Origin of the sequence: Xanthomonas sp. 1678 (genome assembly GCF_031455575.1) — a bacterium.
Classification (GTDB): domain Bacteria; phylum Pseudomonadota; class Gammaproteobacteria; order Xanthomonadales; family Xanthomonadaceae; genus Xanthomonas_A.
This window is the reverse complement of record NZ_JAVDSZ010000003.1, coordinates 431826-458797: the sequence shown is the minus strand read 5'-3', so window position 1 is coordinate 458797 and position 26972 is coordinate 431826. Positions and strand designations below refer to the sequence as shown.

Sequence of the window (26972 nt, the reverse complement as noted above, 5' to 3'; positions counted from 1 at the left end):
GGCGACGCCGATGAAGATCATGCACATGCTCGCAATCCTGGTGCTGGTGGCGGTGCTCGCGCTGCTCGCGCTGGGCGGCGTCGGCTACAGCGCACAGCACGGGTTGCTGAGCGCGGTCGCCGCGCAGGTCACCTCCTCCGATGCGCTGCGCAACCACATGCAGGCGGACATGATGCACGACGCCCTGCGCGGCGACGTCACCACCGCGCTGCTGGCCGGCTCGCGGCAGGACGACGCCGGCATCAAGGCCGCGCGCGCCTCGCTGGTCGAGCACGCCGCGGAGTTCCGCCAGGCCCTGGCCGAGAGCCGCAAGCTGCCGCTGGATCCAAGCTTGCGCACCGAGCTGGAGGCGGTCGCGCCCGCCCTGCAGAGCTACATCGCCGCCGCGGACCAGGTGGTAACCCTGGTCGAAGCGCAGGGGGACAGCGCCGCCGCCTACGCCGCCTTCAGCGAGAGCTTCGAGCAGCTGGAGACGCGCATGGGCGCGATCAGCGAACACATCCTGGGGTTGAACCAGGCCAGCCGCAGCGCCGCCGAACAGCACAGCCGCCGCGCCACCTGGCAGCAGGCCGGCGCGGTGGTGCTGGCCGTGCTATGCCTGGGCCTGGCCGCGGTCTGGATCCTGCGCTCGGTGTCGCGCCTGCTCGGCGGCGAGCCGCGCGTGGCGATGGCCGCCGCCCAGCACATCGCCGAAGGCCGCCTGGACCAGCCGATCCCGGTCGCCGCCAAGCACGCGCACAGCCTGATGGCGGCGCTGGCGCGGATGCAGCGCGAACTGCGCGAACGGATCGAACGCGAGCGCAGCGTCGCCGCCGAGAACCTGCGCATCCGCACCGCGCTGGACAACGCCTCGACCGGCATGTACATCGCCGATCCCGACCTGACCATCGTCTATGCCAATGGCGCGCTGCAGAAACTGCTGCACACCTATGCCGACGACATCCGCGCCTGCGCGCCGGCCTTCGATGGCTCCGCCGCCGTGATCGGCCAGTCGGTGTCGCTGCTGGAAGTGGGCAATTCGCAGGACGCGGAGATTTACCAGCGGCTCGACCGCCAGGGCGCGGCACAGCGCGAAGTGCGTTACCGCGGCGCCTGCATCTCCCAGGAGATTTCCGCGATCCGCAACGAGGCCGGCGCCCACGTCGGATTCGTCTGCGAATGGCGCGACCGCACCGCCGAGGCCAAGGTCGAAGTGGAAGTGGCCGAAGTGGTGCGCAGCGCCGCCGCCGGCGACCTGTCCCAGCGCATCGACAGCGACGGCAAGCAGGGCTTCTTCCTGTTGCTGGCGCAGCAGCTCAACGGCCTGCTCGACGCCAACGCGGTCAGCATCGCCGAAGTCTCGCGCCTGCTCAGCGCGCTGGCCGACGGCGACCTGGGCGCGCGCATGCGCGGCGAGTTCCATGGCGTGTTCGCCCGCATGCGCGACGACGCCAACGCCACCGCCGAACGGCTCGCCGGCATCGTCGGCCGCATCCAGGAAGCCAGCGGCAACATCCACACCGCCGCCAGCGAGATCGCGCAAGGCAACAGCGACCTGTCGCACCGCACCGAGCAGCAGGCCACCAGCCTGGAGCAGACCGCGGCGTCGATGGAAGAGCTGACCTCCACCGTCAAGCAGAACGCCGAACACGCGCGCCAGGCCAACCAGCTGGCGGTGGGCGCGGCGGCTGTCGCCTCGCAGGGCGGCGAGGTGGTCGCCCAGGTGGTGACCACGATGAGCGGCATCGAGACTTCGTCCAAGAAGATCGCCGACATCATCTCGGTGATCGACGGCATCGCCTTCCAGACCAATATCCTGGCGCTCAACGCCGCGGTGGAAGCCGCGCGCGCCGGCGAACAGGGCCGTGGCTTCGCGGTTGTCGCCAGCGAGGTGCGTACCCTCGCCCAGCGCTCGGCCAATGCCGCCAAGGAGATCAAGGGCCTGATCGACGAGTCGGTCGGCCGCGTCGCCCAGGGCTCGGTGCTGGTCAACCGCGCCGGCCAGACCATGCAGGAGATCGTGTCCTCGGTGCAGCGCGTCACCGACATCATCGGCGAAATCTCCGCCGCCTCGCAGGAGCAGTCGCAGGGCATCGAGCAGGTCAACCGCACCGTGACCCAGATGGACGAAACCACCCAGCAGAACGCTGCACTGGTGGAAGAAGCCACCGCCGCGGCACGCTCGATGGAAGAGCAGTCGGCGCAGCTGAGCGATGCGGTCGCGGTGTTCCGGCTGGTCCAGGACACCACCGCCCGCAAGGCCGGCGTCTCCGCGCTTTCTGCGCTCCCGGCGCACCATGCCGCGGTTGCCGAACCCGCGCGGCGAAGCCACGCCCAGGCGGACGCGCAAGCCATCGCCGATGCGATCGATGCGCAATGGCAGACATCCTGACCCTGCAGAAAGACAATCGTTCAGGTCGGCGCATCGCCCTGAGCCCAACGTCCCATCCATAACTGCCCAGCCGCGCCGATACAGCATTCAGGCGAAGGCATAGAACGTTGCAACGCAGTCGAGTCCCTTTCCTTCATTTGCCTACCGCCACGTCGCTTCGTTCCAGGCATCGCCTTCCGCAGAGGGTTGCTGCACTGGAGCGTCATCGCCATCTCCGGTAACCAATGAGGTCAGCCATGAACTCGCTATTGCAACGCTACAACGTCGGACGCCGCCTGGCCGCGGCCTTCGGCCTGTTGATCCTGCTGTCCGTCCTGCTGGTCGCAGCGGGCCTGTCGTCGATGTCCAGCGCCCGCAAGCAGCTGGACGGCATCGTCAAGACGAACATGGAAAAGATCCGCCTGTCGTCGGAGATGCTGGACGCGAACTCGGGCATTGCCGTGGCCTTGCGCAACGCCACCATCGTCACCTCGCCCGAGGACAACCGCAAGGCGCTGGCCACCATCGCCGAGCAGCGCCAACGCTACAACGAAAGCCGCGACGCGCTGTATGCGACCGCGGCCAATGCCGAGGGCCAGAAGATTCGCGACACGATCAACGTGCGCCGCGAAAAGGCGCGCGTGCTGAACGATCGGGTCATGGCGCTTTCCGAGAGCAACCAGAATGCCCAGGCGCAGGCGCTGCTGATCAGCGAAGCCGGCCCGGCGATGGACAGCTGGCAAGACGCTATCCGCGCCAACGTCGCGATGCAGCGCAGGGTGAGCCAGGAGGCCTACGCCGCGGCCGTGACGGCGATGACGACCGGTCGCAACGCGTTGATCGCCGGCGGCATCGCGGTGGTGGTGATCAGCAGCCTGCTCGCCTGGCTGATCACCCGCAGCCTGACCCAGCCGCTGAGCCTGGCCACCCGCGTGGCCGAAAACATCGCCGCCGGCAAGCTGGACGACGAGATCCACAGCGACGCCCGCGACGAGACAGGCCGCCTGCTCGCCAGCATGAAGCGGATGCAGAGCCAGTTGCAGGCCGTGCTGACCGCGCAGCTGGAGATGGCCCGCCGCCACGACACCGGCCAGATCAGCTATCGCATGGATGCCGCGGCGTTTCCCGGCGAATACGGGCGCATGGTCCACGACAGCAACGCGCTGGCGGCCTCGCACATCGCGGTGAAGCTGCGCCTGGCGCAGATCATGGGCCGCTATGCGGTCGGCGACTTCAGCGAGGACATGGACCGCCTGCCCGGCGAAAAGGCGGTACTGACCGAGACCATGGACACGGTCAAGCAGAATCTGACCGCGATGAACCGCGAGATCGGCCAGCTGGCCGGCGCCGCCGCGGCCGGCGATTTCAGCGTGCGCGGCGATGCGCAGCGCTTCCAGTACGACTTCCGCGCCATGGTCGATAGCCTCAACCAGCTGATGGCGACCGCCGACGGCAACCTCGACGCGCTGTCCAAGCTGCTGAAATCCATCGCCGCCGGCGACCTGACCGCACGCATGCACGGCGAGTTCCAGGGCGTGTTCGCCAGGATGCGCGACGACGCCAATGCCACCGCCGAGCAGCTGGCCGATATCGTCGGCCGCATCCAGACCGCGGCGGTCAGCATCAACGGCGCGGCCAGCGAAATCGCCGCCGGCAACGACGATCTGTCGCGGCGCACCGAGCAACAGGCGGCGAGCCTGGAGGAAACCGCCGCGTCGATGGAAGAACTGACCTCCACGGTGAAACAGAACGCCGAGCATGCGCGCCAGGCCAACCAGCTGGCGGTGGGCGCGGCGGCTGTCGCCTCGCAGGGCGGCGAGGTGGTCGCCCAGGTGGTGACCACGATGAGCGGCATCGAGACCTCGTCGAAGAAGATCGCCGACATCATCTCGGTGATCGACGGCATCGCCTTCCAGACCAACATCCTGGCCTTGAACGCCGCGGTGGAAGCGGCGCGCGCCGGCGAACAGGGCCGCGGTTTCGCGGTGGTCGCCAGCGAGGTGCGCACCCTCGCCCAGCGCTCGGCCGGTGCGGCCAAGGAGATCAAGGGATTGATCGACGAGTCGGTCACCCGCGTCGCCGAAGGCTCGGTGCTGGTCGACCAGGCTGGCCGCACGATGCAGGAAATCGTCGCCTCGGTGCAACGCGTCACCGACATCATGGGCGAGATCTCGGCCGCCTCGCAGGAACAGTACGCCGGCATCGAACAGGTCAACCAGACCGTCACCCAGATGGACGAGACCACCCAGCAGAATGCCGCGCTGGTCGAGGAAGCCACCGCCGCGGCGCGCTCGATGGAAGAGCAGGCGGTGCAGCTGCGCAGCGCGGTCGCCGTGTTCAAGATCGACGCCACCGCCGCGCCGCACAAGCGCCCGGCCCCGGCTCCGGCCTCTGTCGCGGCCGTGGTCAAGGCACAGGTCGCCGCCGCGACGCGTGCGGTGCGCAACGCCCCCAAGCCGTCGGCCACGAGCAGCAACGACGCAAGCTGGCAGGAATTCTGAGCATTGCGGTCGCCACGCCGCACGGCGTGGCGACCGCGCGTTCCTGGAAACGGCAGGCCCGGCCTGTCTGAAAGCATCGGCCTTGGAACATCCCGCCAGGTAGTTCATCGGCCGCGGCTTCCGCTCCGCAGCGCCGCTGTCCGGAGCCTGGCATCGCATTGGATGCGATCGCCCACCCATAGCGTCCATAGTTGCGAGCGATCAGCCTGGTGCGGCCCATCGGTCGCAGGCTCTAACACGGTCGCACATGGCCGTGCCCCTGGGACGCCACACAACGCCGACGTGGCGTTACCTGCAACGATGGTCCGAAGAGACCGGCCCCTCACATCGCTGCGATCGCACCGCTGAATGCACAGACCCACAGGCGTTGGCGAGCAGCGCGCATTGCCGATAAACCGAGGCATGAGAATCATTCTCGCGTCACGCGTAAACCCATGGGCTACGGGCGCCTCCAGCGATTCTGGGATCGCTATCGTGAACTGAACTTTTTTCCGATCGCGCCCTAAAGTCCGACCGGTCAATGCCGCTACAAGTCTCAGTATGGGAATTTGTCTAAAAAATACTACTAAAGTTTTAGCTTCTCCCTGTTAGGCGGTCGCTGCCCGACGCATCGACACCGCCCTGCGGCTAGGTGAACAGCACCAACGACTTCCACCTGTGTGTGCTTTCACGTCTGCCGGCTCCAGCGCCGCGCGGACCGCTCTCCCTGCCTGGCCCGCTGTCCGGCCGGCACCGCACTTACGTTCACAGTTCGATCGTCGTTCACCTGACCGGTACAGCCAAATGAAATCAAAAAATCTGACTATCTCCACGCAGCTCGCGCTCGGCTTCGGCGCCGTGGTGCTGGTCATGCTCATCGTCGGCGCCGTCAGCCTGAGCAGCCAATCCAAATTGAGCAAGGCGATGGAGATCAACGAGCATACCTACAAGGTACTGGCGACCGGCGAAACGATGCAGGCGAACGCTCTGAATATCGAGACCGGCACGCGCGGCTACCTGCTGTCCGGCGACAAGAAGCATCTGCAGCCTTTCAACAATGGCCAGGCAGGATTCGAAAAGAGCTACGCCGAAGCCAAGCAACTGACGGCGGACAACGCCGGGCAACAGCAACGCCTGGCCGGACTGGAAAAGGCCTACCAACAGCTGCTGGCGGTCGAGAAGGACGCCATCGCACTGCGCGACACCGCCGCCAGCGCCGAGCAGGTCGTGCCCATGTTCCTGGAAGGCCGCGACCGCGCCGCGATGGCGGGCATCCGCTCGCTGCTCGGCGAGTTCTCCAACGAAGAACGCACGCTGCTGACCAAGCGCGCCGCGGAGCTGGAGGCGGTGCGCGCCCGCGGCAAGTGGTCGGTGCTGATCGGCAGCCTGATCGCGATCCTGGTCGCCGTGGGCATGGGCCTGATGATCCGCCGCCAACTGCTCAAGCGCCTGGGCCAGGCCATCACGGTCGCCGATGCCATCGCCTCGGGCAAACTCGACAACGCCATCGATACCCAGTCGCGCGACGAAACCGGCCGGCTGCTGATCAGCATGGACAAGATGCAGGGCCAGTTGCAGGCAGTCATGGCGGCGCAGACCGAGATGGCCAAGCGCCATGATGCCGGCCAGATCAGCTATCGCATGGACGCCAAGGCGTTCCCCGGCGAATACGGCCGCATGGTCCACGACAGCAACGAACTGGCCGCTTCGCACATCGCGGTCAAGATGCGCCTGGCGCAGATCATGGGCCGCTACGCGATCGGCGACTTCAACGACGACATGGACCGCCTGCCCGGCGAGAAAGCGGTGTTGACCGAGACCATGGACACGGTCAAGCAAAACCTGACCGCGATGAACCGCGAGATCGGCCAGCTGGCCACCGCCGCGGCCGCCGGCGACTTCAGCGTGCGCGGCGACGCGCAGCGCTTCCAGTACGACTTCCGCGCCATGGTCGACAGCCTCAACCAGTTGATGGCCACCGCCGACGGCAACCTGGAATCCTTGTCCACGCTGCTGCAGGCCATCGCTGCCGGCGACCTGACCGCGCGCATGAACGGCGAGTTCCAGGGCGTGTTCGCCAAGATGCGCGACGACGCCAACGCCACCTCGGAGCAGCTGGCGGCCATCGTCGGCCGCATCCAGACCGCCGCACTGAGCATCAACAGCGCCTCCAGCGAGATCGCCACCGGCAACGACGACCTGTCGCGCCGCACCGAGCAGCAGGCGGCTAGCCTGGAAGAAACCGCCGCGTCGATGGAGGAACTGACTTCCACCGTCAAGCAGAATGCCGAACACGCGCGTCAGGCCAACCAGCTCGCGGTCGGCGCGGCCTCCGTGGCTTCGCAGGGTGGCGAGGTGGTCGGCCAGGTGGTGACCACGATGAGCGGCATCGAGACTTCCTCGAAGAAGATCGCCGACATCATCTCGGTCATCGACGGCATCGCCTTCCAGACCAATATCCTGGCCTTGAATGCCGCGGTGGAAGCGGCGCGTGCCGGCGAACAGGGCCGCGGCTTCGCCGTGGTCGCCAGCGAGGTGCGGACGCTGGCCCAGCGCTCGGCCAATGCGGCCAAGGAAATCAAGAGCCTGATCGACGACTCGGTGAGCCAGGTGTCCAACGGCTCGGCGCTGGTGCGCCAGGCGGGCCAGACCATGACCGAGATCGTGTCCTCGGTCCAGCGCGTCACCGACATCATGGGCGAGATCTCCGCCGCCTCGCAGGAACAGTACGCCGGCATCGAGCAGGTCAACCAGACCGTGACCCAGATGGACGAGGCCACCCAGCAGAACGCCGCCCTGGTCGAGGAAGCCACCGCGGCCGCACGCTCGATGGAAGAGCAGGCACGCCAGCTCACCGAGACTGTCGCGGTGTTCAAGATCGACGATGCTCCCGTGAGCGCGAGCCGGCGCCAGGCGGCCAACGCACCGGCGGTGGTCGCCGTGGTCAAGGCGCAGGTGGCGGCGGCGACCCGCGCCGTGCGCAGCGCTCCGCCCAAGCGCGTGGCCAGCACCGGCGGCGACACCAGCTGGCACGAGTTCTAAGCCAGCCGTCGCCAAGCCGACTCGGGCATGGCGATCGTGTTGAGGCGGCCGCAGCTTGGCCGCTTCTCCTCCGCACAAACACACCGATCATGCGAATGCCGGCAGCCACGCTGCCGGTTGCCAATTGCGGGTTGCGGTTGCGGGCTAAAGCGCCTGCCGCGTCGGGTGGGCACTGCGCCAGGTGCGATAACGCAAACGCCGTAATGCCCCCATCACGCTCAGGCGACAAAGTTGATCGCCGGCTGGCGCGTACGTCGGCAACGCTTCAGCAATCCCGCAGGCGTGCCGCTAAAGCCTTACTTCCAAAACGTTACGCAGGCCGCCATCGCCATGGGACATCTTCCGACCGCGCTGGGACCGTCTGTCACGCTGCCATTGGCGGCCGTTCTGCAACGGCCGGCAGCGGATGCCCGACGCCTGCAGTCACGGACCGCCTGATCCGTCGTCCACGATGACGCTCAGAGATTTTCCATGACCCCGTCCATCCATACAGCGTCCGGCCATCCCCTTCCCTCCACCGGACCGCGCCGGCTGCTGCGTGGCTGGCACGATCTGGCCATCGCCAGGAAGCTCAGCATCATCGGCATCCTCGCCCTGCTCGGGCTGGTGATCCCGGTGTTGCTCTACCGCGACAAGCTCGACGAAAGCGTCGGCATCAGCCGCAACGAACTGCGCAGCTATGCACCACTGCACGAAATGTTGTCGCTGCTGGCTGCGCTGCAGGCGCAACGCGTCGAAACCGGCGCTGCCGCCGCAGCGTCGGCGCGGCGCGCGGACCGCGCCCTGACCGATCTGCAACGCAGCGTCGCCACGTTGCCCGGCTTCGAAAACAGTGCCAAGGCGCTGGCGCGCCTGCGTCAGGCGCTGACCGACGCGCAAGGCGACAGCGGCGCTGTCGCCGAGCAGGCTTCTGCCGCATTGGATGCGATGCGCGACGACAGCCAATTGGTCTATACCCCCTATGTGGAGAGCTACCACCTGGTCGTGGCCAGTCTGATCTACGGCCCCGATACCAGCGAGGCACTGACGCGCCTGGACGCGGCCGCCGACCCGTCCCAGGCCGCTGCGCAGACACCGGTGCTGCGCGAGCAGATCGCGCAGATCGCGCGCGACCATGCCCGGCTGCGCAACGAACTGGAAAAAGCGATCGGCCTGCTTGAGCAAGCGGATCCGGCGCTGGCCCAGGCCGTCGCCGGCGAGGCGGGCCGCGCCGACCAGGCCTTGCTGCAACTGTCCGCCGCGCTGGACAGCGGCGCGCCCGATGCCGACCGGCACTGGAACCGTGCGCTTGACGATTGGGGCCAGGCGCTGCAATCGCTGAGCACGACCTCGCTGCAGGCCCTGCAGCGCCAGTCAGCGCGGCACCTGGCGGACGCACGCAGCGCGATGTGGCGGACGATCGCCGGACTGAGCCTGCTGACACTGCTGATCATGGCCTTGTGTGTGCATACCCTGTCGGCATTGACCCGCAACGTACGCCGTGCCGCCGACGCCGCCGCGCAGATTGCGCAGGGGCGCCTGGACACGGCGATCGTGGTGTCCAGCCGCGACGAAAGCGGCCAATTGCTGGAAAACATGCGGCAGATGCAGCAGCAGCTGCAGCATGTGCTGTCGGCGCAGGTCGAGATGGCGCAGCGCCACGAGGCCGGCCAGATCAGCTACCGCATGGACGAAAGCGCTTTTCCCGGCGAGTACGGGCGCATGATCCGCGACAGCAATGCGCTGGCCGCGGCGCATATCGCGGTCACGCTGCGTCTGGCGCAAATCGTAGGTCGGTACGCGATCGGCGACCTCAGCGAGGACATGGACCGACTGCCCGGCGAAAAAGCCGTGCTGGCCGAAACCATGGACACCGTCAAGCAGAACCTGACCGCGATGAACCGCGAGATCGGTCAGCTGGCCACCGCCGCCGCGGCCGGCGACTTCAGCGTGCGCGGCGATGCGCAGCGCTTCCAGTACGACTTCCGCGCCATGGTCGACAACCTCAACCAGCTGATGGCCACCGCCGACGGCAACCTCGACGCGCTGTCCAAGCTGCTGCAGGCCATCGCCGCCGGCGACCTGACCGCACGCATGCGCGGCGAGTTCCATGGCGTGTTCGCGACCATGCGCGACGACGCCAATGCCACCACCGCGCAACTGGCTGACATCGTCGGCCGCATCCAGACCGCGGCGGTCAGCATCAATGCCGCGTCCAGCGAGATCGCCATCGGCAACGACGACCTGTCGCGCCGCACCGAGCAGCAGGCGGCGAGCCTGGAAGAAACCGCTGCCTCGATGGAGGAACTGACCTCCACGGTGAAGCAGAATGCCGAACACGCGCGCCAGGCCAACCAGTTGGCGGTCGGCGCCGCGGCGGTTGCTTCGCAAGGCGGCGACGTGGTCAGCCAGGTGGTGACCACGATGAGCGGCATCGAAACCTCGTCGAAGAAGATCGCCGACATCATCAGCGTGATCGACGGCATCGCCTTCCAGACCAACATCCTGGCGCTCAACGCCGCGGTGGAAGCGGCGCGCGCCGGCGAACAGGGCCGCGGCTTTGCGGTCGTCGCCAGCGAGGTGCGTACCCTCGCCCAGCGCTCGGCCGGCGCGGCCAAGGAGATCAAGGGCCTGATTGACGAGTCGGTCACCCGGGTCAGCGAAGGCTCGGTACTGGTCGGCAAGGCCGGCCAAACCATGCAGGAGATCGTGTCCTCGGTGCAGCGCGTCACCGACATCATGGGCGAGATCTCGGCCGCCTCGCAGGAACAGTACGCCGGCATCGAGCAGGTCAACCAGACCGTCACCCAGATGGACGAGGCTACTCAGCAGAACGCCGCGCTGGTCGAGGAAGCCACCGCGGCCGCGCGCTCGATGGAAGAACAGGCCGGGCAGCTCACCGAAACCGTCGCCCTGTTCAAGATCGATGCCGCCCCTGCTGCGCCTGACGCCCCGTCGCAGCGGCCCCGCCCCGCCCCGCTGTTCAAGGCGCCAGCGAGCGCGTCGGCAGCGGCGATCAAGCGCAAGCCGCAGCCGGCGCGCGCCGGCCACGGTGGCGGGGCCGTGGCCGAGTCGCAGTGGCACGAGTTCTGACGGCGCCATGCCAGTACGCTGACCAGCATCGGCCGCGGAGCATTTCGCGGCCGATGTCGTTTGCGCCACCGCCGGCAACCGCGGTGGGCGGACCGGACGCAATGGCATAGCGCCAACGCTGGTCACGGCCTCCGGCATGGAATCGGAGATCCCCGCGCACAACGGCACCTGCAGGCTGCCGCCCCGCCCAAGCTGCGCGCAAATCTGGGCGCTGCACCGGCATCGAATGCATACATCCAGGGCACGACCGACTGTCTTCGACCCTGTCGCTTATCGCCATGAGATTCCTGGCGTTCTTTGCTCGTATGCGCAGGCAGGGAACGCATTTGCCTCGAAAGCGTCACCGATCCTAAAGCCCCACCCCTTCCCGTCGATAACGTGAAGAGCCGGTGAATGTCGGCGCATCGCCTGCCCGAATGCCATGTACGACGACGCCACCACCGCCGGAGGAAATTCTCTCCGTTCATCGTCCCTCCCCGTCGGTGCGGTGTTGCTCGCCTTGTGGGCGGCGTGGGCGGCGGCCAGCCTGGCGTTCCTCGGCAAGCCGCCGGCCACCGCTAGCGCCGAGGATATCCGCCGGCAATTGCAGGCATTCGTGTCCTCCATGCCGCCGCGCGGCCAGGCCGTGGCGTTCCAGTTGCGCGTGGCCGGATGCGGCTGCAAGCCGCGCGCACTGGCGTCTGCGCCGCCCGGCCTGCTCAGTATCGACCTGAGCGACAGGCCAGCACCCAAGGCTTTGCCGTATGCGCTGATCGTGTTCGGCGCCGACGATCGCCTGGTCTACGCCGGACCGTCGCAAATCGAAGGCTGCGGCGACGCCATCCCCGCCGCCTCGCTGGTCCCGCGTCTGCTCGCGGCCGGCGATGCGTCGCCGCTGGTCCTCTTTACCCACTGTGCATGCCCCAAGGAATTATCCGCATGAGCGCATCGAACACCCAGGGAAGCTTCCTCGTAGGCAACGAGCGCTACGTGTATCTGCAAAAACTGGCCGCGGAGGCCGACCGGCTGTTCCTGGCGGTGGCCGCGTTCGTCGGCATCGTCAGCCTGGCCGTCGCCTGGCGCCAGGGCGTATGGACGCCGTGGCTGGCGGTGACGCTGCCGACCCTGGCGGTCATCGCCCTGCAGGTGAAGCTCTACCCCGGCACGTTGCTGAGCCGCTGCACCGTGGCGCTGGGCTTGATGGTGCTGGCGGCGGTACTGATCCAACAGGCCGGCGGCATGACCGAGGTCCATTTCGGCGTGATCGTGCTGATCGCCTTGCTGCTGTACTACCGCGACTGGCGGCCGATCGTGGTCGCCTCCGCGGCCATCGCCGTCCACCACCTGCTGTTCTTCTGGTTGCAGCATCGCGGCCTGCCGCTGCGTGCGTTCGCGGCCGGCACAGGGATCAACATCCTGGCCATGCACGCGGGCTATGTGGTGGCCGAAGCCGGCGTCCTGGTGGCGATGGCCGTGCAGATGCGCAGGCAACTGCTGGACGTCGGCCACGACCCGCGCGACCTGTCGCTGCTGGCGCGCGCCATCGCCCGCCAGCAACCGCTGCCGGCCTCGATCCGCGGCATGACCCTGCCGGAAGGCTCGATCGCCCATACCCTGGTGGTGGCCAGCGAGCAGCTGCTGAGCAGCCGCGAACAGGACGTGGAGGCCCAGCGCGAGAACCTGCGCATCCGCAGCGCGCTGGAGAACGTCACCGCCAACGTGATGATCGCCGATGCCGAGCGCAACATCGTCTACGTCAACAAGCCGCTGTCGCGCATGCTGCTGGCCGCGCAGGACGACCTGCGCCGCGATCTTCCCAGCTTCGATGCCAACGACCTGCTGACGCGCAACATCGACATCTTCCACAAACGGCCCGAGCACCAGGCCAAGCTGCTGGCGTCATTGCAGCAGACCCACACCGCACAGATCCGGGTGGGCGGGCGCACCATGCGCCTGATCGTCAACCCGGTGCTCGACGGCGACGGCAACCGCCTCGGCTTCGTCGTCGAATGGGCCGACCGCACCGCCGAAGTGGCGGTGGAAGAGGAAATCGCCGGCATCGTGCGCAGTGCGGTCGCCGGCGACCTCGACGGCCGCGTGCGCCTGGACGACAAGCACGGCTTCCTGTTGCTGCTGGCCGAACAGATCAATGCCTTGCTGGAAGCCAGTTCCTCCGGCCTGGCGCATATCCAGCACATGCTGCAGGCGCTGGCCGAGGGCAACCTGTCCACCCGCATCGACGCCGACCTGCAAGGCGTCTACGCCGGCATGAAGGAACACGCCAACACCACCGCCGAACAACTGGCGACGATCGTGCGCCAGATCCAGGGCGCCTCGGATGCGATCAATACCGCCGCCGGCGAGATCGCCGCCGGCAACGACGACCTGTCGCGGCGCACCGAACAACAGGCCGCCAGCCTGGAAGAGACCGCTGCCTCGATGGAGGAGCTGACCTCCACCGTGAAGCAGAACGCCGAGCATGCGCGCCAGGCCAACCAGCTGGCGGTCGGCGCGGCGGCTGTCGCCTCGCAGGGCGGTCAGGTGGTCGCCCAGGTGGTGACCACGATGAGCGGCATCGAAACCTCGTCGAAGAAGATCGCCGACATCATCAGCGTGATCGACGGCATCGCCTTCCAGACCAATATCCTGGCGCTCAACGCGGCGGTGGAAGCGGCGCGTGCCGGCGAACAGGGCCGCGGCTTCGCAGTCGTCGCCAGCGAGGTACGCACCCTGGCCCAGCGCTCGGCCGGCGCGGCCAAGGAGATCAAGGGCCTGATCGACGAGTCGGTCGGCCGCGTCGCCGAAGGCTCGGCGCTGGTCGACCAGGCCGGCCGCACCATGCAGGAGATCGTGTCCTCGGTACAGCGCGTCACCGACATCATGGGCGAGATTTCGGCCGCCTCGCAGGAGCAGTCCGCCGGCATCGAGCAGGTCAACCAGACCGTGACCCAGATGGACGAGGCCACCCAGCAGAACGCCGCACTGGTCGAGGAAGCCACCGCCAACGCCCGCACGATGGAAGGCCAGGCCGGCGAGCTGGCGCGGGCGGTCGCCTCGTTCACCCTGGAGCGGCATCCGCAGGGCGGCGCGGACGGCAACGTCGCCACATTACATCCAGGCTACAAAAAAGCCGGACACGGCCGATAGGATCGTGGGACGGGGCGAAAACGCATCGTTCCATCCCATTCCATCCTCCTCATTGCCCACTATGGCCGAAGGCATTCCCAGCGACTCCACCACGCCGTCTCCGCACGAGGCGACGGAACAGGACGACCGCTTCCTGCTGACCAACGCGCGGCAGATCCGGCAGTTGCTGCAATCGCTGATCAACCAGCGCTCGCAGGTCAGCGCGCATCCGGGCGGCCGCGACCACGCGTTCTCGACCGCGTTGCTGGAAGTGGACGAGCACTCCTTGCTGCTGGACCTGAGCGTCAACGAAGCCAACAACCGCCTGACCGAGCAGGCCGAGTACCTGCTGTGTTTCGCGCAGCTGGACAAGGTCCGCCTGCGCTTCCGCATCGCCGACCTGGAACTGGTCCGCAGCGACGAGGTTTCCGGCTTCCGCGCGCCGTTGCCCGACGCGCTGTACTACCTGCAGCGCCGCGAGCATTTCCGCCTGGAGACGCCGATCACCGAATCGCCGATGTGCGTCCTGCGGCTGAACGATGCCAGCCCGCCGGCCGAGTTGGTGCTGCGGATCATCGACATCAGCGCCGGTGGCGTGGCGGTGGCGCTGTTGCCCGGCCAGCCATTGCCGCAGAGCCAGCAGAGCTACCCGCACTGCGTGCTGCAACTGCCCGACGCCGATGCGATCCCGCTGACCCTGCAGGTGTGCAACATGCATCCGCACAAGCTGGCCAACGGCCAGGACACGCTGCGGGTGGGACTGCGCTTCGCCGACCTGCCGCGCGGCGCCGATGCGGCGATCCAGCGCTACATCTTCCGCATCGAACGCCAGCGCAGCGCCCGCAAGAGCGGCGTGCTGTCCTGAGGAGCGCTTCGACCTCGCCCTGACCGCACCCGGCACCCCCTGTAGGAGCGGCTTCAGCCGCGACCGGACAGTACCGGTAAGGCCCGGTCGCGGCTGCAGCCGCTCCTACAGGCCATGTCGTCCGCATCGAACACCCAGGCCGTCGGGCCGGTTGCAGCACCACTAAAGTTCCGCCCCGCCACGCCGATCTAGTGCAAGAGCCGCATTTCCCGCTTCCCGCCATCCCTCCGCAATTCCGTGCGCACCAGGAGCACACGATGAACGACAAGAACACCTCCGCCTCCGGTGCCACCGGCGGCGAATTCCTCAGCTTCACCCTCGGCGAAGAGCACTACGGCGTCGATATCCTGAAAGTGCAGGAAATCCGCGGTTACGACTCGGTCACCCGGGTGCCGGACGCTCCGGAATACATCAAGGGCGTGATCAACCTGCGCGGCACCATCGTGCCGGTGATCGACCTGCGCCTGAAGCTGCGCCTGAAGGAAGCGCGCTACGACGCCTTCACCGTGATGATCGTGCTCAATGTCGAGGACCGCGTGGTCGGCATCGTCGTGGACAGCGTCTCCGACGTGATCCCGCTGAACGAGGAGCAGATCCGGCCGACGCCCGAGTTCGGCGCCGCGGTGGACACCCGCTTCATCTCCGGCATCGGCACCCAGGACGACAAGATGCTGATCCTGCTGGACATCGAGACGCTGCTGGACAGCGCCGACCTGAGCCAGCAGGCGCACGTCGACGAAGCCGCCTGAGCCTTCGCCGCCGCACTGCACGCACTTCCCTGACCCGCCGCTCACCGGCGGGTTTTTTTTCGGAAATGCGAACTGCTTATCACTTGCAACGATCAAGTTCGTCGTTACCACGCCGATAGCTGATACGTGGCCCGACGCAGCACCGGGCCGACCCATTTGCCCACCCTAAAGGAGTTGTCCCCCATGAAGCCGAACTTCCCCCTGCTGCTGGTCCTGCTGCTTGCCGCCAGCCCGAGCGCCTTCGCCCAATCGCAGCAGATGATCCCGCCGGAGATGGCGTCGCGCTTCGTCGGCAAGGACGGCATGGTCTGCGGCAAGGTCGAAAAGGCCAAGTACGCGCAGAACTCCGAAGGCGAGCCGACCTTCCTGTACATGGGCGGCATGTTCCCGCGCCACACCTTCTCCGCGCGCATCGCCGGCGCCGACCGCGGCAAGTTCGGCTTCGCGCCGGAGAGCCTGGAAGGCAAGGACGTGTGCGTGCTGGGCAAGATCGAACGCGACAGCTCGCGCGCCGAGATCCAGGTCAGCGCGCCGTCCAGCCTGAAGCTGGCCACGATCAAGTAAGACGAAGCGTCGCCACGCCGGAGCCTATGCGCTTCGGCATGGCGGCGCTTTTGTTTTTCTGGTGATTCGCCGCCGTCGTCGAACCAAGGGGAAATGCGTTCATGCAGTGGATAAAGAATCTGAACCTGATGCCGAAGCTGATGCTGGCATTCGGCCTGGTGCTGGCATTGATGGTCATCCAGGGGCTGGCCGCGTATTCGGGCCTGAATTCGCTCGATGCCGTCACCAACACCCTCTCCAACCGGACCATACCCAGCGTCCGCGCCGGCGGGGACATCCGCGGCATCCTGGGCGAGTACCGCAGCGCGGCCTACCAGAGCCTGATTCGCAGCAGCGACACGGTCAAGAAGGAAGCGGAAACGCGCAAGGTCGTGCTGAACAAGCAGATGGACGAGATCATCGCCAAGTATCCAGCGATGATCAGCACCCCCCAGGAACGGAAGATCTACGAGCGCACCGTCGCCGACTGGAAGAAGGCGCTGGCCTCCTACAAGTCCGTCGACGAGATGGTGCAGCTGGACCTGGGTGACGATGCGATCGACACCTTCACCGGCGAGACCCGGACCCTGCACAACAAGGTCGTGGACGACGTGATCGCATTGATCGCGCAGAACAATCTCCAGGCCGAGGCCGCCGCGAAGGCTGCCACCAGCACCTACACCAAGGCATCGGCCACACTGGTGGTATGCCTGTTGATCGGCATCGCCGGCGCGATCGGCATGGCCTGGCTGTTCGGGCGCATGCTGCGTAACAACGTGGGCAGCGCGGTCAAGGTCGCCACCGAAGTCGCCAGCGGCAAACTCGATGGCCATATCGACGCCAGCGGCCAGGACGAGATCGGCGAACTGATGCAGGCGCTCAAGCGCATGCAGCAGGACCTGCGCGAGCGCACCGAGCGCGACGCGGCGGTGGCCGCCGAGAACCTGCGCATCCGCACCGCGCTGGACAACTCGTCCACCGGCATGTTCATCGCCGACCTGGACTACAACATCGTCTACGCGAACCCGTCGATGCAGGGCATCGTCGACAAGTACGCCGACGAGATCCACAACGTCGCCCCCGCCTTCGACTCGAGCATGCCGCTGGTCGGCTCCTCGCTGACGGTGCTGGAGCACGGCAATCTGATCGACACCCGCACCGTGGCCGCGATCGAGAAACAGGGCACCGCCGAACGCGAGATGGCCTACGGCCATGCGCGCATCGCGCAGATCATCTCCAGCATCCGCGACGCGCACGGCAGCCATGTCGGGTTCGTCTGCGAATCGCGCGACCGCACCGTCGAGGCCCAGGTCGAAGAGGAAGTGGCCAGGATCGTGCAGGCCGCCGCCGACGGCGACCTGTCCGGACGCGTGGCCACCGACGGCAAGCAGGGCTTCTTCCTGCAGCTGGCGCAGCAGCTCAACGGCCTGTTGCAGGCCAACGGCGACAGCATCGGCGAAGTCTCCAAGCTGCTGACCGCGCTGTCGCAAGGCGACCTGACCGCGCGCATGCACGGCGAGTTCCACGGCGTGTTCGCGACCATGCGCGACGACGCCAACGCCACCGCCGAGCAACTGGCCGGCATCGTCGGCCGCATCCAGACCGCCGCGGTCTCGATCAATGCCGCCGCCGGCGAAATCGCCGCCGGCAACGACGACCTGTCGCGGCGCACCGAGCAGCAGGCCGCCAACCTGGAAGAGACCGCCGCGTCGATGGAAGAGCTGACCTCCACGGTCAAGCAGAACGCCGAACACGCACGCCAGGCCAACCAGCTCGCGGTCGGCGCCGCCGCCGTCGCCTCGCAGGGCGGCGAGGTGGTCGGCAAGGTGGTGACCACGATGAGCGGCATCGAGACCTCCTCGAAGAAGATCGCCGACATCATCAGCGTGATCGACGGCATCGCGTTCCAGACCAACATCCTGGCCTTGAATGCCGCCGTGGAAGCGGCGCGTGCCGGCGAACAGGGCCGCGGCTTCGCGGTGGTCGCATCGGAAGTGCGCACCCTCGCCCAGCGCTCGGCCAATGCCGCCAAGGAGATCAAGGGCCTGATCGATGCGTCGGTCGGCCAGGTCGCCAACGGCTCGGCGCTGGTGCGCCAGGCGGGCCAGACCATGCAGGAGATCGTGTCCTCGGTGCAGCGCGTCACCGACATCATGAGCGAAATCGCCGCGGCCTCGCAGGAACAGTCGGCCGGCATCGAGCAGGTCAACCAGACCGTCACCCAGATGGACGAAACCACCCAGCAGAACGCCGCGCTGGTGGAAGAAGCCACCGCGGCGGCGCGCTCGATGGAAGAGCAGGCAGGACAGCTGACCGAGGCGGTCTCGATCTTCCGCCTGGAGCAGTCTGCGCTCAGCGCACCGGTGGCCAAGCAGGCGCCGGCGCAGGTGCATCCGATCCGCCCGGCGGCGAAAAAGCCGGTCGCGGTGGCATCGAGCAAGCCGGCTCCGGCCGCGCGCAGCAAGAAGTCCGAGCCGGCCCTGGCCGATTCGGACTGGCAGGAGTTCTGAGGCGCCGGCCACGGCAGGCAGCTTCCGGCACTTCCCGATCCCCGGCCTCGCGCCGGGGATTTTTTTTTTGCGCAATGCATTGCCCGGTGATGGCTAGGTCCGTGCGTTCAGGACCGCGACGGCGCATGTCTCAACTTTGTGACATCTGCGCCGCTAAGACTTTCGAGACAATCCGAAGGCCTATTCCATGTCGTACACCTCGCTCGTTGCCCGCCTGTCGGATCTGCCGCTGCGCCGCAAGTTCGTCTGGCAGACCCTGCTGCTGGGCGGCGGCATCGTCCTGCTGGCGATCATCGCCGCGCGGATGCAGTACGTGGATATCCGCAACACCCGCGAGCAGGCGCTGAAGAGCCAGATCGAACTGGCGCTGGGCGTGGTGCAGGCCTATGCGGCCAAAGCCGAGGCCGGGCAGATGCCGCTGGCCGACGCGCAGCGCACCGCGCTGGCCACGCTCGAATCGATGCGCGCCCGCGACGGCGTGGACTATTTCTACGTGCACGACATGCGCCCGACCATGCTGATGCACCCGACCCGCCACGACCTGGTCGGCAAGGACCTCGGCGGCGTGCTGAGCGCCGACGGCAAGCCGATCTTCCGCCAGTTCGTCACCGCGGCGGCGGCCGGCGGCGGCTATGTGGACTATCTGTGGCCCAAGCCCGGCAACGAGGAGCCGGTCGAGAAGGTGTCCTACAACGCGCCGTTCAAGCCCTGGAACTGGGTCATCGGCACCGGCGTATACATGGACGACGTGCAGGCGCAGGCGCTGCTGTTCACCGGCGTGATGACCGTGGCCGGCGGCGTGCTGGTGCTGATCACCTTCGGCATCAACTGGCTGATCGGCAGCTCGGTGCTGGTGCCGGTCGCGCGCACGCTGCAGGCGATCCGCGCGGTGTCCAGGGGCGACCTCAGCGTACGCATCGACAATCCCGGACGCGACGAGACCGGGCAGATGCTGCGCGCCACCGGCGAGATGATCCAGATGCTGGAGCGTTTCTCCAGCGAGACGGCGAAGATGGCGCTGCTGCATGCCGACAAGGACATGACCCATCGCATGCCGCAGGACTTCCCCGGCGTGTACGGCGAGCTGAGCCAGGGCATCAACACGATGATGTTCGAGCACCTGGATGCGATCGTCGATGCGATCGCGGTGCTCAACGAGTACGCCAACGGCGACCTGCGCCGCGACGCGCGGCGCCTGCCCGGCAGCCGCGCGGTGCTGCACGAATCGATGGACGCGGCCAAGGCCAGCCTGCTGGCGATCAATACGGAGATCAAGCGCCTGGCCGCGGCGGCCGCCGCCGGCGACTTCAGCGCCCGCGGCGATGCCGCGCACTTCCAGCACGATTTCCGGCTGATGGTGCAGGACCTCAACGCGATGATGGAGGTCAGCGACCGCAACCTGGGCCAGCTGTCCACCCTGCTGCAGGCCATCGCCGCCGGCGACCTGGGCGTGCGCATGCAGGGCGAGTTCAACGGCGTGTTCGCCAAGATGCGCGACGACGCCAACGCCACCGCCGATCAGCTCGCCGATATCGTCGGCCGCATCCAGGCCGCGGCGCTGAGCATCAATACCGCGACCACCGAGATCGCCGCCGGCAACGACGACCTGTCGCGGCGTACCGAGCAGCAGGCGGCCAGCCTGGAAGAAACCGCTGCCTCGATGGAGGAACTGACCTCCACGGTCAAGCAGAACGCCGAGCATGCGCGCCAGGCCAACCAGTTGGCGGTCGGCGCCGCGGCGGTCGCCTCGCAGGGCGGCGACGTGGTCAGCCAGGTGGTGACCACGATGAGCGGCATCGAGACCTCCTCCAAGAAAATCGCCGACATCATCTCGGTGATCGACGGCATCGCCTTCCAGACCAATATCCTGGCGCTCAACGCCGCGGTGGAAGCGGCGCGTGCCGGCGAACAGGGCCGCGGCTTTGCGGTCGTCGCCAGCGAGGTGCGTACCCTGGCCCAGCGCTCGGCCGGCGCGGCCAAGGAGATCAAGGGCCTGATCGACGAGTCGGTGACCCGGGTCAGCGAAGGCTCGGTGCTGGTCGGCAAGGCTGGCCAGACCATGCAGGAGATCGTGGCGTCGGTGCAACGTGTGACCGACATCATGGGCGAGATCTCCGCCGCCTCGCAGGAGCAGTCGGCCGGCATCGAGCAGGTCAACCAGACCGTGACCCAGATGGACGAGGCCACCCAGCAGAACGCCGCACTGGTCGAGGAAGCCAGCGCATCGGCACGGGCGCTGGAGGAAGAAGCTCGCCGGCTGGGCGACGCTGCGGCCGTATTCCGGCTCGGCGGCACCCCAGGCTTGGCCGCGCCGGCACGTGCCGCGGCGACCGCACCTGCCCATGCCGCCTCGCGGCCTGCCCCGTCGCGGCCGGCCGCGGCCAAGCCGGCCCGGCCCGCCGTGCCGGCGGCGGCCTCGCATGCGACGACCGAAACCGACTGGGCCACGTTCTGAAGCGTGGCGGTTTCCCAAGGCCGGGAACCGCATTGGCATCCCAATTGCAAGGAAGCACTGGACAGGACGGCTCAAGCGATGCGCTTGGCCGTCGATATCTGATCAACGACGCTGGAATGCAATGCACTGTTGCGCCCCTGTCGTCACCGTCGCCACTTCGGGAGCATGAGATGCCACGCTATACCGATCTGAAATCGTCCCTGCTCGCCTCGCTGCTGTGCGTCCTCGGCTGCGCCGTGATGATCGGCGTGGCGCAACTGGGCACCCGCTCACTCGACGACTCGCGCGAGCACCTGCTGCGCCTGCAGACCCGACAGGCGCCATCGGCCATGGCCCTGCGCGAACTGCGTGCGCACCTGGCGGAACTGCGGCTGTACCAGCTGTCCTTGGTCGCCGCGACCGGCAATGCCGCCGATGTGGCCGACTACGACCGACGCATCGAGCAATCGCTGCGCGGCGCGCGCCGGCAGCTGGCGCTGTACACCGCCACCGTGCCGAGCGGCGAGGAGCGCCGCCACTTCGCCCAGGTCCAGACCGAGCTGGATGCCTACCTGCAAGTGCACCGGCAGCTCAGTGCGGCAGTGCATGCCGGCGACCGCGATCGCGCCAGACAACTGTCCACGCAGCAGGCGCTGCCACTGCGTCGGGCGCTGTTCGCCGATCTGCTGGAACTGGACCGTATCAACGCCCTGCACGCCTTGGACACGGACGCCGTGGCGCGCGCCTACGCCGCGCGCTAACTGGCCGCCGCACCCAGATCGTCACCATCTTCGACAACCGTCCGCACGGAAACGTCCATGAACTTCTTCAAGCAACTGAAAATCCGCGACAAGCTGATCTTCGCCTTCGCCGTGACCACGCTGCTGACCGTGATCCTGGGCGTCTTCACCTATTCGCGGACCACCTTGGCGATGTCCGAACTGCGACGCATCGAAGTCGACTGGGTGCCGGCGACCCAGGCGCTGGCCGAAGTCCGCGCGCAGCTCGGCGAGTTCCGCACCTACGAACTGGCGCAGATCGCACGTGCCGGCGACCCGGAGGCGGTGGCCGACTATTTCAAGCGCATGCAGAAGGTACGCACCGAAGTGGCGAAGAACCAGGCCATCATCGAGAAGGTGATGCTGGAACCCGAGCAGGTGAAGATGTATGCCGGCGTCAAGGAAAAGCTGGATGGCTACCTGCACGCCAACACCTTGATGGGCGACGCCTTGCGCGCCGGCGACGTGGCGGCCGCGCAGGCCGTTTCCGACAAGCAGTCGCGGCCGCTGCGGCGCGAGCTGTTCGAGCGGATCGTGGCGTTGACCGACTACAACATCGCGCAGCTGAACCGGGAAATGGAAGTCGCCAACCGGCAGCTGTCGCACACCAAGGTGCTGATCCTGGGCCTGCTCGGCCTGGCCGTCCTGGTCGCCTCCAGCGTCGGCTGGCTGATCTCGCGCAGCATCGCGCAACAGCTGAATGCCGCGCGGCAACTGTCGCAGGCCATCGCCCGTGGCGAGCTGGACAGCGCCGTGCGCACGCGCTCCAACGACGAGATCGGCCAGCTGATGGGCGACATGCTCGACATGCGCGGCCGCATCCGCGAGGTGATCGACGCGCAGAACCAGATGGCGCAGCGCCATGAACAGGGCACGATCAGCTATCGCATGGACGAGAGCGCGTTCCCCGGCGACTACGGGCAGATGGTCAAGGCCACCAACGACCTGGTCGCCTCGCACGTGGCGGTGAAGCTGCGCCTGGTGCAGATCATCCAGCGCTATGCGATCGGCGACCTGACCGAGGACATGGATCGCCTGCCCGGCGAGAAGGCGGTGCTGACCGACGCGATGGACACGGCCAAGGCCAACCTGATGGCGATGAACGTGCAGGTCAAGCAGCTGGCCGAAGCCGCCGCCGCCGGCGACTTCAGCGCCCGCGGCGACGCCACGCATTTCCAGTACGACTTCCGCGCGATGGTGCAGAACCTCAACGCGATGATGGAAGTCAGCGACCACACGCTCGGCGAGCTGTCCCAGCTGCTGCAGGCCATCGCCGCCGGCGATCTGAGCGTGCGCATGCGCGGAGAGTTCAACGGCGTGTTCGCCAGAATGCGCGACGACGCCAATGCCACCGCCGAGCAACTGGCCGGCATCGTCGGCCGCATCCAGACCGCAGCCGCCAGCATCAACGTCGCCTCGTCGGAAATCGCCGCCGGCAACGACGACCTGTCGCGCCGCACGGAACAACAGGCGGCGAGCCTGGAAGAGACCGCTGCGTCGATGGAGGAACTGACCTCCACGGTCAAGCAGAACGCTGAGCATGCGCGCCAGGCCAACCAGTTGGCGGTCGGCGCGGCCTCTGTCGCCTCGCAGGGTGGCGACGTGGTCAGCCAGGTGGTGACCACGATGAGCGGTATCGAGACCTCGTCGAAGAAGATCGCCGACATCATCTCGGTGATCGACGGCATCGCGTTCCAGACCAACATCCTCGCGCTCAACGCCGCGGTGGAAGCGGCGCGCGCCGGCGAACAGGGTCGCGGCTTCGCGGTCGTCGCCAGCGAGGTGCGTACCCTCGCCCAGCGCTCGGCCGGCGCAGCCAAGGAGATCAAGGGCCTGATCGACGAGTCGGTGACCCGGGTCAGCGAAGGCTCGGTGCTGGTCGGCAAGGCCGGCCAGACCATGCAGGAGATCGTGACCTCGGTGCAGCGCGTGACCGACATTATGGGCGAGATCTCCGCCGCCTCGCAGGAGCAGTCCGCCGGCATCGAGCAGGTCAACCAGACCGTCACCCAGATGGACGAGGCCACCCAGCAGAACGCCGCCCTGGTCGAGGAAGCCACCGCCGCGGCGCGCACGCTGCAGACCCAGGCCAACCAGCTCAGCGCCACCGTCGCCGAGTTCAAGCTGGATCCGCACGCCAGCGCGCCGACGCCTGCCGCACCCGCCGCGCTGGCGGCGCCGCTGCGGGCCAAGCCCAGGCCGGCGGCGCCCGCGCCGCGTCCGGCGCCGCGCCAGCGCAGTGCGGCGAGCGCCACCGCCGCCGAAGGCCAGTGGCAGGAGTTCTGATCCCGCGGCGGCGCAGGCCGCGGCTCCTTCCGGCGTCAATTTCGCTCGGCGCCGGCCGATAACCCGTTAGACCGATCACCGCTGCGAGCCATGGCCACTCCAACGTCCTCCCTGCCCCATCCCGGTTCCGACAATCGCGATTTCGAATTCAGCGATCGCGACTTCAAGCGGGTCTGCGACCTGATCTACCAGAAGGCGGGCATCGCGCTGGCGCCGGCCAAGCGCGACATGGTCTATGGCCGCCTGTCGCGGCGCCTGCGCACGCTGGGCCTGCGCTCGTTCCGCGAGTACCTGGACTGGCTGGAGCGCGACGGCGGCGACGAGTGGGAAGCCTTCACCAACGCGCTGACCACCAACCTGACCTCGTTCTTCCGCGAGCCGCACCACTTCGAGCGCCTGCGCGAGGAACTGCAGAAGCACGCCGCCTCGGCGCCGGTAAAGATCTGGTCCTGCGCCGCCTCCACCGGCGAGGAACCCTACTCGCTGGCGATCACCGCCTGCGAGGCGTTCGGCACGCTGACCCCGCCGGTGCGGATCCTGGCCACCGACGTGGATACCCAGGTGCTGGCCACCGCTTCGCGCGGCGTGTACGCGGTCGACCGCATCTCCAGCCTGGATCCGGCGCTCAAGCGCAAGTACTTCCAGCGCGGCAGCGGCGCCAACGAAGGCCAGTGCCGGGTGCTGCCGGCGCTGCGCGACCTGCTCGAGTTCCGCCAGTTGAACCTGCTGGAACCGCGCTACGACGTCAGCGGCCCGTACCTGGCGCTGTTCTGCCGCAACGTGATGATCTATTTCGACAAGCCGACCCAGCGCGGCATCCTGTCGCGGCTGATCCCGCACCTGGACGACGAAGGCATGCTCTACACCGGCCATTCGGAGAACTACCTGCATGCGGCCGACCTGATCCAGCCCTGCGGCCGCACCCTGTACCGACGCGCCGCCAAGGCACGCGCATGAGTGCCGCCACGATGGTCGCGGATCAGGTGATGCGCTACCACGACACCCGCTTCCAGACGGTCGCGGCCAAGCTGCTGCCGACCCAGTACCTGGTGGTGGACGACGACACCGCGCTGACCACCATCCTCGGCTCGTGCGTGGCCGCCTGCATCCGCGATCCGCTGCTGAAGATCGGCGGCATGAACCACTTCATGCTGCCCGACGGCCAGGCCGGCGACGGCGCGCCGGCGCGCTACGGCAGCTACGCGATGGAAGTGCTGATCAACGACCTGCTCAAGCGCGGCGCCAGCCGCGGCCGCCTAGAAGCCAAGGTGTTCGGCGGCGGCAACGTGCTCAGGGGCTTCACCAACAACCCGGTCGGTACCCGCAACGCCGAGTTCGTGCTGAACTACCTCAAGGCCGAACACATCCCAGTGCTGGCCGAAGACCTGCGCGGCATCCATCCGCGCAAGATCTGGTTTTTCCCCACCACCGGCCGCGTGGTCGTGCAGCGCCTGCCGCACGCGCACGAGGAAGCCGAAGTCGCCGCCGCCGAATCGGCGGTACGTGCCCGTCTCGCCAAAGCGCCGGTCACCGGCGCCGTGGAGTTGTTCGAATGACTGCAGAAAATCCTTGCCGCGTGCTGATCGTGGACGACTCGGCGGTCGTGCGGCAGATGCTGACCGAGATCCTGTCGCGCGCGCCCGGCATCGAGGTGGTCGGCTCGGCCGCCGATCCGATCCTGGCCCGCGAGAAGATCAAGCGGCTGAATCCGGACGTGATCACCCTGGACGTGGAAATGCCGCGCATGGACGGCCTGGCGTTCCTGGAAAACCTGATGCGGCTGCGGCCCACGCCGGTGGTGATGATTTCCTCGCTGACCGAACGCGGCGCCGACACCACCCTGCAGGCGCTGGCGCTGGGCGCGGTCGACTTCATCTCCAAGCCCAAGCTGGACGTGGCGCGCGGCCTGGAGGAATACGCCGAGGAAATCGTCGGCAAGGTCAAGGCCGCGGCCAAGGCCAAGGTCCGCGCGCTCGACCGTCCGGCCGCCGCGCCGCGGCCCGGCGGCAACGTGGTGCTGCCCAGCGCCGCGTCCACGCTGAAGTTCCGCACCACCGACCGGCTGATCGCGATCGGCGCCTCCGCCGGCGGCACCGAGGCGCTGCGCGTGGTGCTGGAAGGCATGCCGGCCGACGCGCCGGCGGTGGTGATGACCCAGCATCTGCCCGCCGGCTTCAGCACCGCCTTCGCCGACCGCCTCAACCGGCATTCCGCGATGGCGGTGCGCGAAGCCAGCGAAGGCGAAGCGATCCTGCCCGGCCACGCCTACCTGCCGCCCGGCGGCAAGCACCTGCAGGTGGTCCGCGACGGTGCGCGCTGGCGCTGCAAGATCGACGACGGCCCGCCGGTCAACCGGCACAAGCCGGCGGTGGACGTGCTGTTCCAGTCGGTGGCGCGCAACGCCGGCGCCAACGCGATCGGCGCAGTACTGACCGGTATGGGCGACGACGGCGCGCGCGGCCTGCTGGAAATGTTGCAGGCCGGCGCCAGCACGCTGGTGCAGGACGAGGCCACCAGCGTAGTCTGGGGCATGCCCGGCACCGCGTTCCGGCTCGGCGCCGCACAGGAAGTGTTGCCGCTGGACCGCATCGCCGAGCGCCTGATCGCGTTGTCCAGCCAGGCGCGCTAGGCTCTGTCGACGCGACTGGGTGGGGCCACGCGTACCTGGACGTGCGGGCAGCAACAACGAGGGGAACCTATGTCGATCAGCGAGTCAGCGATGACACCGTCCCATGCGCGTCCGCGTACGCCCCCTCG

Annotated in this window: 16 protein-coding genes; all 16 read left to right on the top strand. The window is 67.7% G+C overall.

What is annotated here, in order from left to right; all coding sequences use genetic code 11:
* The first annotated feature begins 10 nt into the window (after positions 1-10).
* Positions 11-2371, top strand: a complete 2361-nt coding sequence (locus tag J2Y70_RS08165) for a methyl-accepting chemotaxis protein (RefSeq protein ID WP_309915690.1) — start codon at positions 11-13, stop codon at positions 2369-2371.
* A 236-nt stretch (positions 2372-2607) separates the two neighbouring features.
* Entirely contained in the window at positions 2608-4851 is a 2244-nt protein-coding gene (locus tag J2Y70_RS08160; RefSeq protein WP_309915688.1) for a methyl-accepting chemotaxis protein, read from the top strand.
* A 783-nt stretch (positions 4852-5634) separates the two neighbouring features.
* Complete coding sequence (locus tag J2Y70_RS08155; protein WP_309915685.1) at positions 5635-7872, top strand: methyl-accepting chemotaxis protein; 2238 nt, start codon at positions 5635-5637, stop codon at positions 7870-7872.
* 471 nt (positions 7873-8343) lie between these two features.
* Positions 8344-10944, top strand: a complete 2601-nt coding sequence (locus tag J2Y70_RS08150; RefSeq protein ID WP_309915682.1) for a methyl-accepting chemotaxis protein — start codon at positions 8344-8346, stop codon at positions 10942-10944.
* Positions 10945-11365: 421 nt separating this feature from the next.
* Positions 11366-11866 (top strand): hypothetical protein, encoded by a 501-nt coding sequence (locus J2Y70_RS08145; RefSeq protein WP_309915681.1) that lies wholly within the window; start codon positions 11366-11368, stop codon positions 11864-11866.
* Complete coding sequence (locus J2Y70_RS08140; protein ID WP_309915679.1) at positions 11863-14070, top strand: methyl-accepting chemotaxis protein; 2208 nt, start codon at positions 11863-11865, stop codon at positions 14068-14070. The genes J2Y70_RS08145 and J2Y70_RS08140 overlap by 4 nt, the downstream gene beginning before the upstream one ends.
* 61 nt (positions 14071-14131) lie before the next feature.
* Positions 14132-14914, top strand: coding sequence for a flagellar brake protein (locus J2Y70_RS08135; protein WP_263398220.1), 783 nt, complete (start codon positions 14132-14134; stop codon positions 14912-14914).
* A gap of 257 nt (positions 14915-15171) precedes the next feature.
* Positions 15172-15663, top strand: coding sequence for a chemotaxis protein CheW (locus J2Y70_RS08130; RefSeq protein ID WP_206258023.1), 492 nt, complete (start codon positions 15172-15174; stop codon positions 15661-15663).
* 183 nt (positions 15664-15846) lie between these two features.
* Positions 15847-16227: a hypothetical protein gene (locus tag J2Y70_RS08125; RefSeq protein WP_309915673.1), complete on the top strand. Its 381-nt coding sequence runs from the start codon at positions 15847-15849 to the stop codon at positions 16225-16227.
* 101 nt (positions 16228-16328) lie between these two features.
* Positions 16329-18716, top strand: a complete 2388-nt coding sequence (locus tag J2Y70_RS08120; RefSeq protein ID WP_309915670.1) for a methyl-accepting chemotaxis protein — start codon at positions 16329-16331, stop codon at positions 18714-18716.
* Positions 18717-18903: 187 nt separating this feature from the next.
* On the top strand, positions 18904-21171 hold the full coding sequence (locus J2Y70_RS08115) for a methyl-accepting chemotaxis protein (protein ID WP_309915666.1): 2268 nt from the start codon (positions 18904-18906) through the stop codon (positions 21169-21171).
* A gap of 170 nt (positions 21172-21341) precedes the next feature.
* A complete protein-coding gene (locus J2Y70_RS08110) occupies positions 21342-21911 on the top strand; it encodes an MCP four helix bundle domain-containing protein (RefSeq protein WP_309915663.1) in 570 nt (189 codons plus the stop codon).
* A gap of 57 nt (positions 21912-21968) precedes the next feature.
* Positions 21969-24215, top strand: a complete 2247-nt coding sequence (locus J2Y70_RS08105; protein ID WP_309915661.1) for a methyl-accepting chemotaxis protein — start codon at positions 21969-21971, stop codon at positions 24213-24215.
* Between the two features lie 90 nt (positions 24216-24305).
* On the top strand, positions 24306-25172 hold the full coding sequence (locus J2Y70_RS08100) for a CheR family methyltransferase (protein ID WP_263398214.1): 867 nt from the start codon (positions 24306-24308) through the stop codon (positions 25170-25172).
* The gene (cheD, locus tag J2Y70_RS08095) at positions 25169-25771 is read left to right on the top strand and encodes a chemoreceptor glutamine deamidase CheD (RefSeq protein WP_263398213.1); all 603 of its coding nucleotides are present in this window, start codon (positions 25169-25171) and stop codon (positions 25769-25771) included. The genes J2Y70_RS08100 and cheD overlap by 4 nt, the downstream gene beginning before the upstream one ends.
* A complete protein-coding gene (locus J2Y70_RS08090; RefSeq protein ID WP_309915652.1) occupies positions 25768-26844 on the top strand; it encodes a chemotaxis response regulator protein-glutamate methylesterase in 1077 nt (358 codons plus the stop codon). Before cheD ends, J2Y70_RS08090 begins: the two co-directional genes overlap by 4 nt.
* Positions 26845-26972 lie beyond the last annotated feature (128 nt).